The organism is Polynucleobacter necessarius (genome assembly GCF_900096765.1).
Classification (GTDB): domain Bacteria; phylum Pseudomonadota; class Gammaproteobacteria; order Burkholderiales; family Burkholderiaceae; genus Polynucleobacter; species Polynucleobacter necessarius_F.
The window spans coordinates 426,696-442,490 of the sequence record NZ_LT615228.1; the positions used below are offsets into that span (position 1 = coordinate 426,696).

The following is a 15,795-nucleotide window of genomic DNA, read 5'->3' on the forward strand; positions in this document are numbered from 1 at the left end:
AATCTTCGCCGAAACCCATTTAGAGGGCGAAGAAAGGGTCGATATTAGTTTTTAAGGGGGCTAGCGTAGAGCTTTAGCGCATTTGGCTATGAGATCGGGTCCACGATAAATGAGGCCGCTATAAAGTTGTACTAAGCTGGCTCCGGCCATGATCTTCTCGCGGGCATCCGCTCCCGACAAAATCCCACCCACACCAATAATGGGAAGTTGATTGTCTAGTCTGGCTTTTAAGGCCTTGATCACCACATTGGAAGCATTGCGAACTGGGGCGCCAGATAGGCCTCCAGTCTCTTGGCCATATTCCATTCCTTGAACGGCATCACGTGAAATGGTGGTATTGGTAGCAATGACTGCATCAATAGCAAATTCGAGCAAGAGGTCAGCGATTAAATTGATGTCATCCAGATCTAAATCAGGTGCGATTTTCAGAAAGAGTGGTTTACGAACACCGTAGCGATCACTTAAGCGTTTGCGTGCCTCATCTAAGTTAGTCAATAAAGCGCGCAGCATTTCTTCGCCTTGTAGGGCACGCAGATTTTGCGTATTCGGTGATGAGATATTGACGGTGATGTAAGTGGCAATCTCATAGACGGCCTCCATCGCCAATACATAGTCGCTGGCAGCATTCTCAATCGGGGTACTGGCATTTTTGCCAATGTTTAAACCGAGCACTCCACCCTTGTTCCAAAAATCAGAGCGGCGTACGCGGGCAACACAGGCATCTACCCCATCATTGTTAAAGCCCATGCGATTAATGATCGCCTCGGCCTGCGGAAGACGGAACATCCGTGGCTTGGGGTTGCCTGGTTGAGGTTTGGGGGTCACCGTGCCGATTTCTAAAAAACCAAAACCTAAAGCAGCGAGGGCATCAATGTGTTTGCCATCTTTATCTAGTCCTGCAGCTAAGCCCACTGGATTTGGAAATTGAATACCGCAAAGTGTGTGTGGATCGGCAATGGGTTTGCTAACAAGCTTCTCTAATAAACCCCAGCGTTGCGCACGATCTAAATTGCTCAAAGTGATGTTGTGCGCTTTTTCTGGGTCAAGGCAAAAGAGCCAAGGGCGCAATAATGAGTAAGAATCGACCATGGGTTGATATTATGAACCAGTCAAGGGTTGCCAGCGATCGTCAATTAGACCTTCCATAGGCTGATACTTTATTTTGTAAGACATCTTCGCACTCTCGCGGATGTAATAGCCAAGATAGAGGTAGGGCAGTTGTAGTGTTTTAGCTTGTTCTATTTGCCACAGAATGCTGTAAGAGCCAAAGCTAGCAGAATGATCTGAGGCGTCGTAGAAGGTATATACCGATGAGATGCCTTGTTCCAGAATATCGATCATGCTGACCATGCGTAATCGACCTGGATGGGGGTCGTGAGGCCCATCTCTAAATTCAACAATGCGTGAGTTCACTCTGCTTTGTAGCAAGAACTGCATATATTGATCTTGGTCTTCATTATCCATATCGCCGCCTGAGTGTCTCTCGTCTTGGTAGCGCTCATCTTGGTATCCCAAGTTCTAAACGGAGGCTTCTAATCCAGCATGACGTTTCCAAGCACGACGCTGACTAAGAGTGGGTGCGAACTGATCAACTAATATGCGCGTGGCGATACATGCTTTGCATTCATCACAGTAAGGGCGATAGGTGTATAAACCGCTTCTACGAAAGCCCGCATTTAAAAGTTCACTATAGATATCCGCATGAATTAAGTGCGAGGGCGTAGCAACTTGCGAACGCGCTATTTTATTCGGTAGATAACTACACGAATAAGGGGCAGTTGCATAAAACTGCAGCGCGGTTAAGGGAAGTTCTTTGAGCCGAGTCATAAATAATGCACTAAGATATTTTTATTAAAGTTCCAAGATTTCTCAATATTAGATTGATTTAAGGATACTCGCAGTTGCTCCAAAAAGTCTTGCCTGGGGATAGGGGCTGCACCTAAGGATTTCAGGTGGACAGTTTCTTGCTGGCAGTCGATCATGACGACTCCCTGTTGTAAGGCCCAAGCGCTTAGAGCGGCTAGCGCCAATTTAGAGGCGTTGGGTTTGCGGCTAAACATCGACTCACCAAAAATCATATTGCCTATCGCCACGCAATACAGTCCGCCAATGAGTTGATTGTGCTCCATGATGGCAAGGCTATGGGCATAGCCTTGCTGATGTATGGCTCCATAAGCATCCATGATTTCATGGGTAATCCAGGTTCCATCTTGATCTTTACGTGAGCTAGTAGCACAAGATCGGATGACAGCAGCAAAATCAGCATCGACCAAAATTTCAGAATGAGGGTCTTCTAAAAATTGACGAATATTCTTTTTTAAAGAGTGGCTACATCTAAAGTTCTCAGGTTTGAGAATCATTCGGGGATCGGGGGACCACCACAACACAGGTTGGTGATCACAATACCAAGGAAAAATGCCTAACTGGTAGGCTTGCAACAACTGATTGGGATAAATCCGCTCACTCACTGCAATTAGACCCGGAACGCTGGGGTCGGGATCGGCGACGAACAAAGGATTTGGAAAGGTATCTTGTGGACCTAGCCAAGAAATATGACCCATAGCGAATGATTAAATTTTCTCAGACGGCAACACGTCACGACTGCGTACAGGGAACTCTCCATCCAAAATGCCAGCGGCACGATCAGCAAAAAACCACTCCAAGGTTTGCTTAACCGTGGGGAATGCTAATTCATCCCAGGGAATACTCGCTTCATCAAAGAGCGCCACCTCAAGACTTTCTTGCCCAGCAGAAAATTCGGGTGAGTGCATTTTGGCCAAATAGAATAGGTGCACTTGCTCTGCATGGGGAACATTGAGTAGTGAGTAAAGTGGCCCAATGTCAACATGAGCACCAGCTTCTTCTAATGTTTCTCTAGCGGCGCCATCACTCGTACTCTCTCCGAGCTCCATAAAGCCAGCAGGAAGCGTCCAGTAACCATGGCGCGGCTCAATAGCCCGACGACAAAGTAATACTTGATTGTCGTAAATTGGAATACTACCGACGACATTGCGAGGATTTTGATAATGAATACTGCCGCAAGATTCGCATACATGACGCTCGCGAGAGTCATCATCTGGAATCTTGATAGTTAGGAGTGAGGCGCAATTAGGGCAGTACTTCATGCAAACTTTCTAGAAATGGGCTTTGATGGCGCCTCGCAAGGCATTGCATAGGATAATCTCATTGGCCGTAGTGACATCGCCAATAGTCAGGTTGGCTTCACGGGCATTCATTGTGGGGTCGCTTAATAATGCAGCGCGCATGACTCCGGGCAACAAGCCTGCAGATACTGGGGGTGTTAGCCAACCCGTACTGCCTGAGGGCTTGATAAAGATACTCGTTCTACCACCCTCGGTCACAAAACCTTGCTCATTCGTAAAGAGTGCATCAAATCCGCCCAGCTTTACCGCAGCTTGCCAAGCTTGGTCGTAGAGATCGCGATGACTCACTTTATGTTGCAAAAGGGGGTCTCCAGAAAAGAGGGTGCAATCCGACTGCAAAATATCTCTCGCCCAAAAAATTTTGACCGACTCCTCTAAGGGGTCTAATTTCCCGGTGCTGGTGCTCAATTGACCTTGCACGTTTAAATCCAGCCTTAACCTACTGTTATCGCTAGTAGCTATTTCAGTGCAGGCAGCAAGTACACAGTCCTTTGCAACCGCTCTATCAAAGGAAATCCCCAAGGCGTGAGCCGAAGACTGAAGGCGATTGAGATGCTCTTCTAATCTGAGCGGTGCTCGATCCTTGACGGCAATTGTTTCAAATAAGCCCGTAGCACTTGGTAAATTCATCAAAAATGCTGATTTGATCTGACACTCTTGCCATTCTTGCGCAGCATCTGAATCCATAGTGATACCAGCATCGACCCCCATGCTAAAAGTAGAGGCGTGAGATTTCGCATCTTTCTCTATTTTCACTGTTCTGATAGGGACACTAAAGGCAAAGTCTCCATGAGGATCGAGCCAGCCAATAGCGCCGCAATAATATCCGCGTTCAATGGGTTCTAGTTCCTGAATAATTTGCATACTCCTGCGCTTTGGAGCTCCCGTAACCGATCCGCACGGAAAGACGGCATCCAATATATTGCCCAAAGTAATTTCTGGTTTTACTTCGCCTTCAATGGTAGAGGTCATTTGCAAGACATCGCCGTGCCTTTCATGGGCATGGCTTTAAGTGTATTGCCTTTGCGTTCAATTAATAATTCGGGAGACTGCGACAGTAGGTAACGTGAATCTTGATGAAGATATGCACCAAATCGACCAGGCTGACGCTCACGCAAGCGACTATATAAGGCTAATGGAGATCCATAAGTCTTCCCAGTAATACGATAGGTGTGATTAATCTGATAGCTATCGCCACTACGGATATATTCAGATATTTTGGCAAGGTCGGCAATAAATTGTTTCTCATCGATCGATTCGCTAACTTCCATAACCCCGGCAATTTTTTGCATCGAGTCTAATTGATTGAGTTCTTTGGCAATGTATTGATCTACATCTTCCTTAGAAAGCTTCTCGAAACCCTCAAAAGACCACGCCTCAAGCAGCGGGTGGCTGACAGAACCAGTCTGACGCTGAGCTAATTCATGAATGTGCCTGCCTAGTTCATACGCCAAGGCGATGACAATAAATTTACCTTGAGCTTGGGCTTGCGATATTTGATTGAGGCATGCAGCAAGCGCTTGCTGGTCATGGGAGTAATTTTCGCTGGGCAGAACGCTCCAGTATTGCAGTGGGTTTTGATATAGACGACTACTGGGATTAGCCGCCGTGCTTTGCGCATCATCGAGCAAAATCATGGCGGCTATCTTGATCGATATTTCAGTGCTTATTTCAATAGAGTGGCAGATTCAATAATGACTGTCTTAGAGGGTACGTCTGCCATTCTGCCAATGCGCGGAGCTGGAGCAACCATGGTTGGCACTTTGCGAATCGCATCAATAGTTTGAGTGCCCGAGATGACTCTTCCGAATACGGTGTAGCCATTACCCATTGCATTAGGATAGTCAAGATTCTGATTGTTATTCACGTTGATAAAGAATTGTGATGTTGCCGAATCAGGGTCGGAGGTGCGTGCCATTGCAATGGTATACACGTTATTTTTCAAACCATTTTGTGCTTCAGATGCAACAGGAGCGTCTGTTGGCTTTTGCGTTAAGTCTGGAGTAAAGCCGCCCCCTTGGATCATGAAACCATCGATGACACGATGAAAAATGGTGCCGTTATAAAAACCACTGTTGACGTACTTTAAAAAGTTTGCGGTAGTTTTGGGAGCCTTCACATCGTCAAGTTCAACGACAAAATTACCCAAGGTCGTTTTAAATTCAACCTTTGGTCCTGCGATAGCGACTTGACTTAAAAAACAGCTGGTGATGAGAACAAGACTGGCAAAAAGTTTACGCATAAATACTCCCAAAATGATTGAACGGTGTTTTGCTTGATAGGTTGGTATTAGCCACTACTGATTGTATTGCTCAATAGGATGAAGCGACTAAAGCGCTTTAGGACTGAGTCCATTAGGGAGCTTGCCTGCGCGAGCATAAGAGGGCTCATCAAACATGTCTGGTCTAGCAAGGTAATCTAAAACCCAGTCAATAGTGTCTAGCCCCCAAAAACAGCGTTGCCGAACGATTAAAGCTGGCACGCCAAAAGCGCCAGCTGCTTTCGCTTGCTCAGTATTGCTCACTAGCTTTGCTTTGACATTTGGGTTATCGGGTTTAGCAGTGTCTGCGGGTAAGCCAAGATAAGTGCAAAATTCAGGCCATGAGAGATTTGGATCTTTGCCTTCCATCCAGATATAGTCAAAAGCCCGCTCGACCATGGACCAATCTGCCTGTTCTTGAATCAAAAGACGCTGCGGTGCAACTGTCATAAACGGATGATGTTCAGGGAAACGAAAAGGGATGCCTAATTTCTCGGTTTGCCATACACAAAATTGATAAGTGTGAGGACGCTTTGCCGCCACTTCCCCCGGGCCTTTATTGTCAGTTGCTCTGAGAAGTCCACCCAGTAAAACGGGTACTGGTGTTATCAGTAATTGTTCCTCAAGACGATGTCTTTGCTTGATGTACAGGTACGCAAACGGCGAAACGATGTCGTAATAAAAAGTAGCAGCGATTTTGGGACTCATATTAGATCTCTCCCAGACTTATTTTTTCTGGTGCTTGGCATCGAGCTGGCGCAAAAAAGCCATCTTTTCTTTGATCTGACTCTCTAGACCTCGCTCAACCGGTTCGTACCAATGTGGCGGGTTCATCCCCTCGGGGAGGTATGACTCACCAGCAGCATATCCATGCGGCTCATCATGGGCATAGCGATATTCCTTACCATGCCCAAGCTCTTTCATGAGTTTGGTGGGTGCATTGCGTAGATGATTTGGTACGGGCTTAGATTGATCGTTTGCAACATAGGCGCGCGCAGCATTAAATGCTTTGTAGCTGGCATTGCTTTTCGAGGCAACTGCCAAATAAACCACCGCTTGACCCAAGGCGAGTTCGCCTTCGGGTGACCCTAATCTTTCATAGGTGAGGGCTGCATCATTAGCTAGTTGCATTGCGCGTGGGTCAGCTAGACCAATATCTTCCCAAGCCATACGAATAATGCGGCGCGCTAGGTAGCGTGGATCAGCGCCACCATCAAGCATGCGACAGAACCAGTAAAGAGCAGCATCCGGATCAGATCCGCGAACGGATTTGTGCAGGGCTGAGATTTGATCGTAGAACTGGTCTCCACCTTTATCAAAGCGGCGCGCCTGAACGGTTAAGGCATTCTCAATAAACGCTTGATCCACTGAAGATATTTTGGCGTTGGGTGTGAGAACGGCATTGCGAACTTGCTCGATTAAATTCAGTAGGCGGCGCGCATCTCCATCGGCAGAATTTATCAAGGCATCAATGGCGGTCGGTTCAAATTGCACCTCGGGCATAGCGTATTGATGTGCGCGATCGAAGAGTTGTTTTAGTTCAGCAACATTCAAAGACTGGAGAACATATACCTGTGCGCGAGACAGTAGTGCTGAGTTCACCTCAAATGAGGGGTTCTCGGTGGTGGCGCCAATAAAGGTAAACAAGCCAGATTCTACGTGGGGCAATAATGCATCTTGCTGACTTTTATTAAAGCGATGAATCTCATCAACAAACAAAATAGTTTGCTTGCCGTATTGAGCCATGTTTTGCTGAGCTTGCTCAATCGCTTCGCGGATTTCTTTAACGCCCGCTAGCACTGCAGAGATGGCAATCAATTCTCGATCAAAGGCTTTGGCAGATAAACGAGCCAGCGTGGTTTTCCCCACCCCTGGAGGACCCCATAAAATCATGGAGTGAGGTCTGCCAGAAGCAAATGCCAGATTCAGTGGTTTACCTGGGGCTAATAAATGAGTTTGCCCAATGACTTCATCGATCGATTTGGGGCGCAACGCTTCCGCTAGGGGTGGCGGAGGAGTGCTCTCAAAAAGACCGCTCATTGAATCATGCTTGGACAAAAAGGATGACTAGAGCAGCCCAAGCAAGGCAGGCTGCAGCAATATAAGTGAGGCGATTACGCATTTCCATAAAAGCACTTCGCGTTGCCTCATCAGAGAAATAGTATTGGTAAGTATCTTGATCAATACTGCGCTGAATGAGTAAGGTGGATGCCAAAATTAATAAACCTACAGGGATGTAAATGTGAAGCGCTACCCAAGCAACTAAGGCGGGAATAACGCCCCAAATCCACGCATTGTGATCTATCCAACGAATACCACTAGGCGCTTTGCCTAAAGTGTGCAGGCTAGCGCCCCAGTGCAGGGCCCCCATAAAGGAGGTGATGACTGCCCCATACCCCGCGAGCGATTCAGCGCTCAAATAATTTAAAGGGGTAGGCGCTAACTGCACCATCATGCACCATCAAAGCAAGCCCAATAAATGGAATAAGTCCTGCGTATCCCAGTTTTAGTACTAAAGGTGGAATGGGGTTAGTGGTATTCACAAGCGGTTTATTAGTAAAGGTTAAATTAAATTATTGATCGTAGGTATATACACCACGGCCAGTTTTGCGTCCGAGATATCCAGCTGCAACCATTTCACGAAGCAGTGGGCAAGGACGGTATTTCGAATCGCTGAAGTTTTCAAAATACACTTCCATGACTGCTAGGCAGGTATCTAAACCAATCAAATCAGCCAAGGCCAATGGACCAATCGGTTGATTGCAACCGAGTTTCATGCCTGCATCAATATCTTCAGGGCTAGCTAAACCTTCAGATAGTACAAAGAATGCTTCGTTAATCATTGGGAGCAAGATGCGGTTGACGACAAACCCCGGTGAGTTCTTGACGGTAATGGGTTCTTTGCCGATATGCTTAGCCATTTCAATAATGGCGGCGTGTGTAGCATCGCTGGTTTGTAGGCCACGAATCACTTCCACCAAAGCCATTAGTGGAGGTGGATTGAAAAAGTGCATTCCAATAAAACGACCAGGATTGGAATCGAGCGCAGCAAGTTTTGTAATCGACAGGGATGAAGTGTTGGTAGCGATGATGGTCTCTTTGCTCACAATCTCGTCAACCTGCTTGAGAATTTTTTCTTTGATCGCTTGATTCTCTGTGGCTGCTTCAATTACCAAATCAAGACCTTTAAAGTCAGCATACGATGTGCTGCCTTTGATGCGCTTGAGTGCAGCTTCCTTGCCATCAGCAGTTAAAGTTTCTTTTTTAACAAGGCGATCAAGGCTTTTGCTGATTTGATCTAAGCCGCGCTGTACAGCTGCATCATTGATATCAACCATCACCACCTTAAGGCCAGCAACAGCGCAAACTTGTGCAATGCCATTACCCATAGTGCCTGCACCAATTACGCCAACAGATTCAATCTTCATCTTATTTCCTTCTTTGATACTGGGTTGATCCAAATAACTGCTCTCTAGCCTTATCGTCATGCAGTGGCTTACGCAATGCAGTTAATACTTCGCAGCCACGTATCACCGCTGGGCGCTTACCAACCAACTCAAACCAACGTTTGAAGTGAGGGTAGTCAGTAATCTCAATCCCTTGATTCTTCCAATTTCGGGTCCATGGATAAATCGCCATGTCAGCAATCGAATAAGACTTGCCTACGATATAGAGATTATCTTTCAGTTGAGTGTCGAGTACTCCATAGAGGCGCTTCGCTTCATTGGTGTAGCGGTTGATCGCGTACTCAATTTTCTCAGGGGCATAGAGGCGAAAGTGGTGGTTTTGCCCAAGCATGGGGCCTAGGCCACCCATTTGGAACATCAACCACTGTAAAACTTCATATTTGGCGCGAGTGGTTTTAGGTAAAAATTTACCTGTTTTAGCTGCCAAGTAAAGCAAGATGGCGCCGGACTCAAAAATATGGATAGGTTTGCCGTCTGGACCATTCGGGTCGGTAATGGCTGGAATCTTATTGTTTGGACTGATACTCAAAAACTCGGGTTTAAATTGATCGCCCGCACCAATATCAATGGGGTGAGCAATCCAATCTTTGCCTAAGCGATAGCCACACTCTTCTAACATGATGTGAACTTTGTGACCATTGGGTGTGGGCCAGCTATAAACATCAATAATCCCTATATTTTTTTCGATGCCATTTTTAGTTCCTATAAAGACTGCAAGCGTTGTAATGCGGTGGATAAGGTGTGCTCTTGTTTAGCAAAGCAAAAGCGAATGACGCCAGACTCGGTAGGTTTGTCATAAAACGCAGATACTGGAATAGCAGCAACCCCTTTTTCAGTGGTAAGCCATTGACAAAAATCTATCTCACTCAATTTGGCCTCTGGAATATTGAGTGCCGTGTAATCAACGCACTGAAAGTAGGTGCCTGGTGTGGGTAATAATTTGAACCTCGTTTTGCTGAGACCATCTCTAAAAAAATCCTGCTTGGCTTGATAAAAGGCGGGGAGATTTAAATAATGCGATGCATCCGACAGGTAAGAGGCTAAGCCATATTGCATCGGAGTGTTGACGGTAAATACATTGAACTGATGCACCTTGCGAAACTCAGCAGTCAGTGGGGCGGGGGCGGCAACGTAACCCACCTTCCACCCCGTGACGTGATAGGTTTTGCCAAAGCTAGAAATGACAAAACTGCGAGCTGCTAGCTCGGGGTGGGATGCAATACTCTGGTGCTTAGCACCGTCATAGACCATGTGTTCATAGACCTCATCGCCCAAAATAAGGGTAGAGGTATTATGAAGAAGCTGAGCCAAGCGATCTAAATCTGCCTTTTGCCAAACCATGCCAGTGGGATTGTGTGGTGTATTGATGATGAGCAAGCGTGTTTTAGGGTTGATGGCATTACTTAAGGCTTCCCATGGAATGCTGTATGAAGCAACTTGACCTTGCGCATCGCGGTTAGCCTGTAGAGATACTGCTATCGTTTTGCCACCGGCTAATTCAATAGATGGTCGGTAGCTATCGTATGCCGGTTCAATAATTACTACTTCATCACCAGGGCTTACGCAAGAAAGGATCGTTGTCAGAATTCCTTGGGCACCGCCGGCCGTAATGGTGATCTCCGCTTCTGGATCATATTGGTGGCCATATAAATCTTCAATCTTCTGCGCAATGCCATTGCGTAGATGGGCAACTCCAATCATGGGGGGATATTGATTGCGATCTGCCAACATGGCTTGATTTACAGCAGAAATTAATTGGCGATCACAAGGAAAATCTGGAAAGCCCTGACCTAAATTAATGGCTTAATGTTTTGTCGCGAGCGCTGACATCAGCGTAAAAATCGTCGTACCAACATTGGGAAGGCGACTCGGAAAAGATGGGCTGGCGATTTGAGGGCTCATAAACGATTAGAAAGCCTGCATTAGGCTTTTGGGCAAATCAGTCAGGTAGTCGCTAGAATGGTAAAAATACATTTACAAATTGTGCCATGCTGATCATTCTTTCTCCCGCTAAATCCTTGGATTACAAGACCGCTGTACAAGTAAAGGGCTCAACCTTGCCAGAGTTCGTCTCCGAATCGGCCAAATTGATTGCCGATCTCAAGCAACTAGCGCCTCAGGATGTCGCCAAGTTGATGGGGTCTGTCTGATCAATTGGCCACTTTGAATGTGGGGCGATATCGTGATTGGTCGAAAAAATTCACCCCGGAAAATAGCAAACCGTCCATATACGCTTTTAATGGGGATGTGTATGACGGCTTTGACGTTCAAAGCCTGAACGCCAAAGATATAGCCTTTGCACAAGATCATATCCGTATTTTGTCTGGCCTTTATGGCGCTCTCAGACCCTTAGATCTTATGCAAGCCTATCGTTTGGAAATGGGTACCCCATTGAAGAATGCTAGGGGCAAGGATTTATATGCTTTTTGGGGTAGTAGAGTGACAAACTCCTTGAAGCAAATTTTATACAAACAAAAAAAGCCAGTTTTGCTCAACCTAGCCTCTGAGGAATACTTCAAGGTGTTGCAGTCGAAAGACTTGGATTGTCCAGTGGTGGCGCCTATTTTTCAGGATGCCAAAGATGGCAAGTACAAGATCATTTCTTTTTACGCCAAGCGGGCTCGGGGTTTGATGGCTCGCTTTGTGGTACAAAATCGGATTATCGATCCAGAGGACCTCAAGGGATTTAATTTGGATGGTTATCGGTACTATGCTGCAGAATCTAAACCAGGTAAACCGGTATTCAGACGGGCTGAGAAAAAAAATGGCCGTACATCGCACCAAACCTTCGCAACGCAACTCTCCTGAAGTTGAAAAACTCGTAGCAGATGCAATTTCTTTAGCCGCCTCTGGCAGTCAAGTCGAAGACCGCTTCTGGGAAGATCGTCTCAATACGCGCTTGATGCGATTACTGAAAAGCCAAAATCAAAACGTGATAGATGCCGCCTTAGATCAAACGTTTCGCATTAACACCGTTGCGTTTGAAGTCTTGGCTGACGTTGCTGAAACGCTCGCAGAATCTTTAAAGCTTGAGCACGAAGGTCAGTTATGGGACGTAGTGTTGATAGCTATGCCGATCGTTACGCATACGCGTTATCAAATTCCATCAGGTCCATTGCCTAAGAAGATTGTTGAAGCCACTGCAGCTGGTCTGAACGGTGCCATCGCGGCGACGGATACTCGCTTAGCGATTGTTCCTTGGCTCTACAGTATTGATCAGATGCCGCATTCGCATTGTCAAATACGTCTTCTAACCGAGGCTTTGGCTACTGCTGCCATATCATCTGCTGATGTCAAATTAGAGCTGCGCGATATGTCGGAAACGATTGCGGTTTTGGCGGATCCTCGCTTCATCATTGCAGCTATTAGCGCGCCTAGTGGCACACCATTATTTAAATGGCAAGAAGAGTCTCCTGCGCGACAAGAGCGGGGCGTGAGTTTAACTGGTTGGCAAAATGCGATGCAAGAGCCGATTGCATCCATCTTGCCTGGCTGTGAATTTGAGCTCTTACTCCCCGAAGCGTATTTCACGAACTGCCGCTTAGCAGATAAGCACGTGCGCCCATTGAGTATTCGTGCCGCGGTCAATTTCTTGGAAAGTACTCTGGGTATTTTGCCTGCTGGCCTATCTTGTGTCGTTGGTGCTTTTGGTGAAGAACAAGCTGATGAGTATCGCATTGCCTTTAGTGTCAAAGGCTCGCCTGATGTGATGTATGGCGTGATATGGCCTCTATATGATCGCGAGAGCGTTGCCAGTGATGCACTCAATGATTTATCAGATGATGAGAGTTCAATTAAAAAGATTTGCGATGCGCTGCATGACGCAGGAGTAGAGGATGTATTTCGTCATGCAATGCTCTTTGATCCTGAGTTGTGTGATGACTGTGGCGCACCTTTATTTCCCGACCGATCGGGTGAAGCAGTGCATGCAGAAATGCCAGAAGACACGCCGATGCAGCAGCCCTTATTTCATTGAGCGTTGCTTAATTGGGTGTGCAACTCAGTAAGTAGACAATAAGTACAAAAAAGCCGAGAAGTTCTCGGCTTTTTTGTTAATACTTGACAAACTAGTTTGATACAAACGGCTCAGCATCAGCGAATAAGTGAGGCAGCTTGCCTGCTCTCATTTCCGCTGTCTGGCAGAAATCAGCAAGGCGAGTGCCTGACTTAATGTTAAACAGCATCGCTTTGTTTTGCAGAACAACCAAGTCATGACCTGAGTTGACATTCTTATACCGCAAGCTGCCTGGCAAGGAAGTCTGGCGATCAAGAACGAATGTTTGCGATTCCCAAGTCAAACGAACTTTTTCAGTAATACCACTGGTTTTGAACTGTTTGCTGTCGCTGCAAGTCCAAGTAAATACTTCTTCATTAGCGGCGTACACATTGGCTGCCCCAGAGAGGCAAGCCAATGCGATGCTAATGGAGAGAAGGTTTTTATTCATATGAATATTTTCCTGGAGGGATTAAGAGAGTAAATGCTTAACGCCAGCCTGCTCTTCAAGTAACTCGTTGAGTGTATGAGTCATACGCTCACGGGAGAACTCGTCAATTTCCAAGCCTTCAACCATTTTGTACTCACCGTTTTCGCAAGTGACTGGGAAGCCATAAATTACTTCAGCTGGAATACCATACTCACCCTTGGAAGGGATACCCATCGTTACCCACTTGCCGTTAGTGCCAAGAACCCAATCATGAATGTGATCGATTGCTGCGTTCGCTGCAGAAGCTGCAGATGAGAGGCCGCGAGCATCAATAATCGCTGCACCACGTTTGCCTACTGTAGGAATGAATACATCTTTATTCCAAGCTGCATCACTGATGGAATCTTTTACAGATTGTCCGTCTACTGTTGCAAAGCGATAGTCGGGGTACATTGTGGGGCTGTGGTTACCCCATACAACCAATTTCTCGATGCCAGCAACTGGTTTGTTCAGTTTGGTTGCCAATTGTGAGAGCGCGCGGTTGTGGTCAAGACGTAACATTGCTGTAAAGTTTTTCGCAGGAATGTCTGGAGCAGATTTCATAGCGATGTAAGCGTTTGTGTTTGCTGGGTTACCAACTACCAATACTTTGACGGTCTTCTTAGCAACCGCATTCAATGCTTTACCTTGTGCTGTAAAGATTTGTGCGTTAGCGGAAAGCAAATCCTTACGCTCCATGCCTGGGCCACGTGGACGTGCGCCAACTAAGAGGGCAACATCAATATCTTTAAATGCAGTTAATGGATCAGAGTGGGCTGTAACACCTGCAAGTAATGGGAATGCACAGTCTTCGAGCTCCATGATCACGCCAGCAAGGGCTTTTTGAGCTTTTTCATCTGGAATTTCAAGCAATTGCAGAATCACGGGCTGATCTTTGCCCAACAGGTCGCCATTGGCGATGCGGAATAGAAGGGAATATCCGATTTGACCGGCTGCACCGGTTACGGCGACACGCATTGGGGCTTTTGCCATTGCTGATAACTCCAGAGGAAGGTTAAGTGGGTTGATTAATAAAAACTTTTTTATTATCCATCCAAGTGTATGGACTTTCGCTTTACACTGTCAATGATGTCTTATATAAGACCTAGAAAATAGAATTTTATCCAATTGATGACCTCATGGAGTGGAATTGTCCGAAGTAAATTTGTCTGTACCTGCATTTAGCCCTCTGTACGAACAGATTAAGGCGATGATTTTGGCTAGCCTGCAAGCTTCAGAATGGCTGCCGGGAGAGGCTATTCCTAGCGAAATGGAGCTGGCGGCGCGCTATGCAGTCAGTCAAGGGACTGTTCGTAAGGCGATTGATGAGCTAGCCGCGCAAAATCTCCTGGTTAGAAGACAGGGAAAGGGCACTTTTGTGGCCACCCATCAGGAAGATGACTGGCAATACCGTTTTTTACGGCTAGAGCCAGATTCGGGTGAAAAGGTACATCTGACCAGTCAGTTTTTAGTGTGCGTGAATACTGAAGCTACTCCTTATGTCGCCAACTTGCTGAAATTAAAGGCAGGTGACCCTATTATTCATATTGATCGTATTCAGAGTTTTGCCGGCCAACCGATTGTTTTTGAAGAGATTTGGCTTCCTGGAGCGCGATTTAAGGGCTTGGATCTCAATACTTTGAATGAATGGCATGGCCCTGTGTATGCTTTGTATGAGAGTCAGTACGCTACGCACATGGTTCGGGCGGAGGAAAAAATCAAGGCTATCGCCGCTGACCAGACTCTGTCTAAGCATCTTCATATTCAGCTGGGTGCGCCGCTCTTATCGGTTGAAAGGGTGGCATTTACCTACGGGAATAAACCAGTAGAAATTCGACACGCAAGATACGACACTTCTGAGCAGCATTATGAAAACAAGTTGATCTGATTTATCCGTTAAAACCCCTATTTAACCCCTATAAACACCTAAAAATCCCCACCACCCCCTAAGGTTTCCAATAGAATATGTTGCGATACAACAAAGTCATACTGAACCTCCACCTAACGATAGAGATTGCCCATGGTTGATGCACAGCAAAACGTAAAAAAAGATAGACCGGTTTACCGAAATATTGGTCTTGCCCAGTTGGTCAAATACCGACTTCCTTGGGCCGGTAAAGTTTCCATTCTTCACCGTATCAGCGGAGCAGTACTGTTTCTCTTATTGCCATTCATTTTGTATCTCTTTGATCAAAGCATTGCTTCTGAAGTGAGTTACCAAAAATTCCAGGCATTCACCAGTGGCGTCCTAGTAAAAGTGGTTTGCCTAGGCTTGATCTGGTGTTTCTTGCACCATTTCTGTGCTGGTATCCGCTACCTCTTGCTCGATTTAGAAATCGGAGTAGAGAAGTCAGAGTCCAATCGTTCAGCCATCATTGTGTTGGTTGTTGGAATTGCCCTGACTGCAGTAGTAGGTCTTAAATTATTCGGCTTGTACTAAG

16 protein-coding genes and 3 pseudogenes are annotated in these 15,795 nt (G+C 46.3%); 4 read left to right on the forward strand and 15 right to left on the reverse strand.

Features of this window, described 5'->3' with window-relative positions; all coding sequences use genetic code 11:
* Positions 1-60: 60 nt before the first annotated feature.
* The 13 genes and pseudogenes from DXE33_RS02210 to DXE33_RS02265 all read right to left on the reverse strand — a co-directional run bounded on the left by DXE33_RS02210 (position 61) and on the right by DXE33_RS02265 (position 10,793).
* Positions 61-1,089 (reverse strand): quinone-dependent dihydroorotate dehydrogenase, encoded by a 1,029-nt coding sequence (locus tag DXE33_RS02210; protein WP_114638441.1) that lies wholly within the window; start codon positions 1,087-1,089, stop codon positions 61-63.
* Between the two features lie 9 nt (positions 1,090-1,098).
* Positions 1,099-1,827, reverse strand: a pseudogene (locus DXE33_RS02215) (arginyltransferase).
* Complete coding sequence (aat, locus tag DXE33_RS02220; RefSeq protein WP_114638442.1) at positions 1,824-2,561, reverse strand: leucyl/phenylalanyl-tRNA--protein transferase; 738 nt, start codon at positions 2,559-2,561, stop codon at positions 1,824-1,826. Before aat ends, DXE33_RS02215 begins: the two are co-directional and overlap by 4 nt.
* Before the next feature lie 9 nt (positions 2,562-2,570).
* Complete coding sequence (locus DXE33_RS02225; protein WP_114638443.1) at positions 2,571-3,125, reverse strand: NUDIX hydrolase; 555 nt, start codon at positions 3,123-3,125, stop codon at positions 2,571-2,573.
* A 9-nt stretch (positions 3,126-3,134) separates the two neighbouring features.
* On the reverse strand, positions 3,135-4,136 hold the full coding sequence (locus DXE33_RS10005) for a bifunctional chorismate-binding protein/class IV aminotransferase (RefSeq protein ID WP_231970326.1): 1,002 nt from the start codon (positions 4,134-4,136) through the stop codon (positions 3,135-3,137).
* The gene (locus DXE33_RS10010) at positions 4,133-4,801 is read right to left on the reverse strand and encodes a chorismate-binding protein (protein WP_231970327.1); all 669 of its coding nucleotides are present in this window, start codon (positions 4,799-4,801) and stop codon (positions 4,133-4,135) included. Before DXE33_RS10010 ends, DXE33_RS10005 begins: the two co-directional genes overlap by 4 nt.
* A 29-nt stretch (positions 4,802-4,830) precedes the next feature.
* Positions 4,831-5,406, reverse strand: coding sequence for a peptidylprolyl isomerase (locus DXE33_RS02235; RefSeq protein WP_114638444.1), 576 nt, complete (start codon positions 5,404-5,406; stop codon positions 4,831-4,833).
* Positions 5,407-5,493: 87 nt separating this feature from the next.
* Entirely contained in the window at positions 5,494-6,132 is a 639-nt protein-coding gene (locus tag DXE33_RS02240) for a 2-hydroxychromene-2-carboxylate isomerase (RefSeq protein WP_114638445.1), read from the reverse strand.
* Between the two features lie 18 nt (positions 6,133-6,150).
* Positions 6,151-7,464 (reverse strand): replication-associated recombination protein A, encoded by a 1,314-nt coding sequence (locus DXE33_RS02245; RefSeq protein WP_114638446.1) that lies wholly within the window; start codon positions 7,462-7,464, stop codon positions 6,151-6,153.
* Positions 7,465-7,468: 4 nt separating this feature from the next.
* The gene (locus DXE33_RS02250) at positions 7,469-7,879 is read right to left on the reverse strand and encodes a DUF3429 domain-containing protein (RefSeq protein ID WP_231970328.1); all 411 of its coding nucleotides are present in this window, start codon (positions 7,877-7,879) and stop codon (positions 7,469-7,471) included.
* Between the two features lie 118 nt (positions 7,880-7,997).
* On the reverse strand, positions 7,998-8,852 hold the full coding sequence (locus DXE33_RS02255; RefSeq protein WP_114638447.1) for a 3-hydroxybutyryl-CoA dehydrogenase: 855 nt from the start codon (positions 8,850-8,852) through the stop codon (positions 7,998-8,000).
* A 1-nt stretch (position 8,853) separates the two neighbouring features.
* The gene (locus tag DXE33_RS02260; protein ID WP_114638448.1) at positions 8,854-9,561 is read right to left on the reverse strand and encodes a glutathione binding-like protein; all 708 of its coding nucleotides are present in this window, start codon (positions 9,559-9,561) and stop codon (positions 8,854-8,856) included.
* A gap of 32 nt (positions 9,562-9,593) precedes the next feature.
* Positions 9,594-10,793: pseudogene (locus DXE33_RS02265) on the reverse strand (pyridoxal phosphate-dependent aminotransferase).
* Positions 10,794-10,879: 86 nt separating this feature from the next.
* Here DXE33_RS02265 and yaaA point away from each other — a divergent pair.
* Together yaaA and DXE33_RS02275 are read left to right on the forward strand one after the other, a co-directional pair.
* Positions 10,880-11,699: pseudogene (yaaA, locus tag DXE33_RS02270) on the forward strand (peroxide stress protein YaaA).
* Positions 11,656-12,867: a DUF2863 family protein gene (locus DXE33_RS02275; RefSeq protein WP_114638449.1), complete on the forward strand. Its 1,212-nt coding sequence runs from the start codon at positions 11,656-11,658 to the stop codon at positions 12,865-12,867. The pseudogene yaaA and the gene DXE33_RS02275 overlap by 44 nt, the downstream one beginning before the upstream one ends.
* 91 nt (positions 12,868-12,958) lie before the next feature.
* Here DXE33_RS02275 and DXE33_RS02280 read toward each other — a convergent pair whose 3' ends face one another.
* Positions 12,959-13,336 carry a hypothetical protein gene (locus DXE33_RS02280; protein ID WP_114638450.1) on the reverse strand — a complete coding sequence of 126 codons (378 nt, stop codon included), beginning with the start codon at positions 13,334-13,336 and terminating at the stop codon, positions 12,959-12,961.
* 21 nt (positions 13,337-13,357) lie between these two features.
* Positions 13,358-14,347 (reverse strand): malate dehydrogenase, encoded by a 990-nt coding sequence (locus DXE33_RS02285; protein WP_114638451.1) that lies wholly within the window; start codon positions 14,345-14,347, stop codon positions 13,358-13,360.
* A 151-nt stretch (positions 14,348-14,498) separates the two neighbouring features.
* Here DXE33_RS02285 and DXE33_RS02290 point away from each other — a divergent pair, with 151 nt between their 5' ends.
* Both DXE33_RS02290 and sdhC read left to right on the forward strand, forming a co-directional pair.
* Positions 14,499-15,242, forward strand: a complete 744-nt coding sequence (locus DXE33_RS02290; protein WP_408634168.1) for a GntR family transcriptional regulator — start codon at positions 14,499-14,501, stop codon at positions 15,240-15,242.
* Between the two features lie 132 nt (positions 15,243-15,374).
* Positions 15,375-15,794, forward strand: a complete 420-nt coding sequence (gene sdhC, locus DXE33_RS02295; protein ID WP_114638453.1) for a succinate dehydrogenase, cytochrome b556 subunit — start codon at positions 15,375-15,377, stop codon at positions 15,792-15,794.
* Position 15,795 lies beyond the last annotated feature (1 nt).

Bases quoted from the DNA above. Each gene is read 5' to 3' on its own strand.
- DXE33_RS02285 (WP_114638451.1), bottom strand. From the start codon at position 14,347: ATGGCAAAAGCCCCAATGCGTGTCGCCGTAACCGGTGCAGCCGGTCAA.
- DXE33_RS02250 (WP_231970328.1), bottom strand. From the start codon at position 7,879: ATGATGGTGCAGTTAGCGCCTACCCCTTTAAATTATTTGAGCGCTGAA.
- aat (WP_114638442.1), bottom strand. From the start codon at position 2,561: ATGGGTCATATTTCTTGGCTAGGTCCACAAGATACCTTTCCAAATCCT.
- sdhC (WP_114638453.1), top strand. From the start codon at position 15,375: ATGGTTGATGCACAGCAAAACGTAAAAAAAGATAGACCGGTTTACCGA.
- DXE33_RS02240 (WP_114638445.1), bottom strand. From the start codon at position 6,132: ATGAGTCCCAAAATCGCTGCTACTTTTTATTACGACATCGTTTCGCCG.
- DXE33_RS02210 (WP_114638441.1), bottom strand. From the start codon at position 1,089: ATGGTCGATTCTTACTCATTATTGCGCCCTTGGCTCTTTTGCCTTGAC.
- DXE33_RS02255 (WP_114638447.1), bottom strand. From the start codon at position 8,852: ATGAAGATTGAATCTGTTGGCGTAATTGGTGCAGGCACTATGGGTAAT.
- DXE33_RS10005 (WP_231970326.1), bottom strand. From the start codon at position 4,136: ATGACCTCTACCATTGAAGGCGAAGTAAAACCAGAAATTACTTTGGGC.
- DXE33_RS02275 (WP_114638449.1), top strand. From the start codon at position 11,656: ATGGCCGTACATCGCACCAAACCTTCGCAACGCAACTCTCCTGAAGTT.
- DXE33_RS10010 (WP_231970327.1), bottom strand. From the start codon at position 4,801: ATGATTTTGCTCGATGATGCGCAAAGCACGGCGGCTAATCCCAGTAGT.
- DXE33_RS02280 (WP_114638450.1), bottom strand. From the start codon at position 13,336: ATGAATAAAAACCTTCTCTCCATTAGCATCGCATTGGCTTGCCTCTCT.
- DXE33_RS02245 (WP_114638446.1), bottom strand. From the start codon at position 7,464: ATGAGCGGTCTTTTTGAGAGCACTCCTCCGCCACCCCTAGCGGAAGCG.
- DXE33_RS02225 (WP_114638443.1), bottom strand. From the start codon at position 3,125: ATGAAGTACTGCCCTAATTGCGCCTCACTCCTAACTATCAAGATTCCA.
- DXE33_RS02235 (WP_114638444.1), bottom strand. From the start codon at position 5,406: ATGCGTAAACTTTTTGCCAGTCTTGTTCTCATCACCAGCTGTTTTTTA.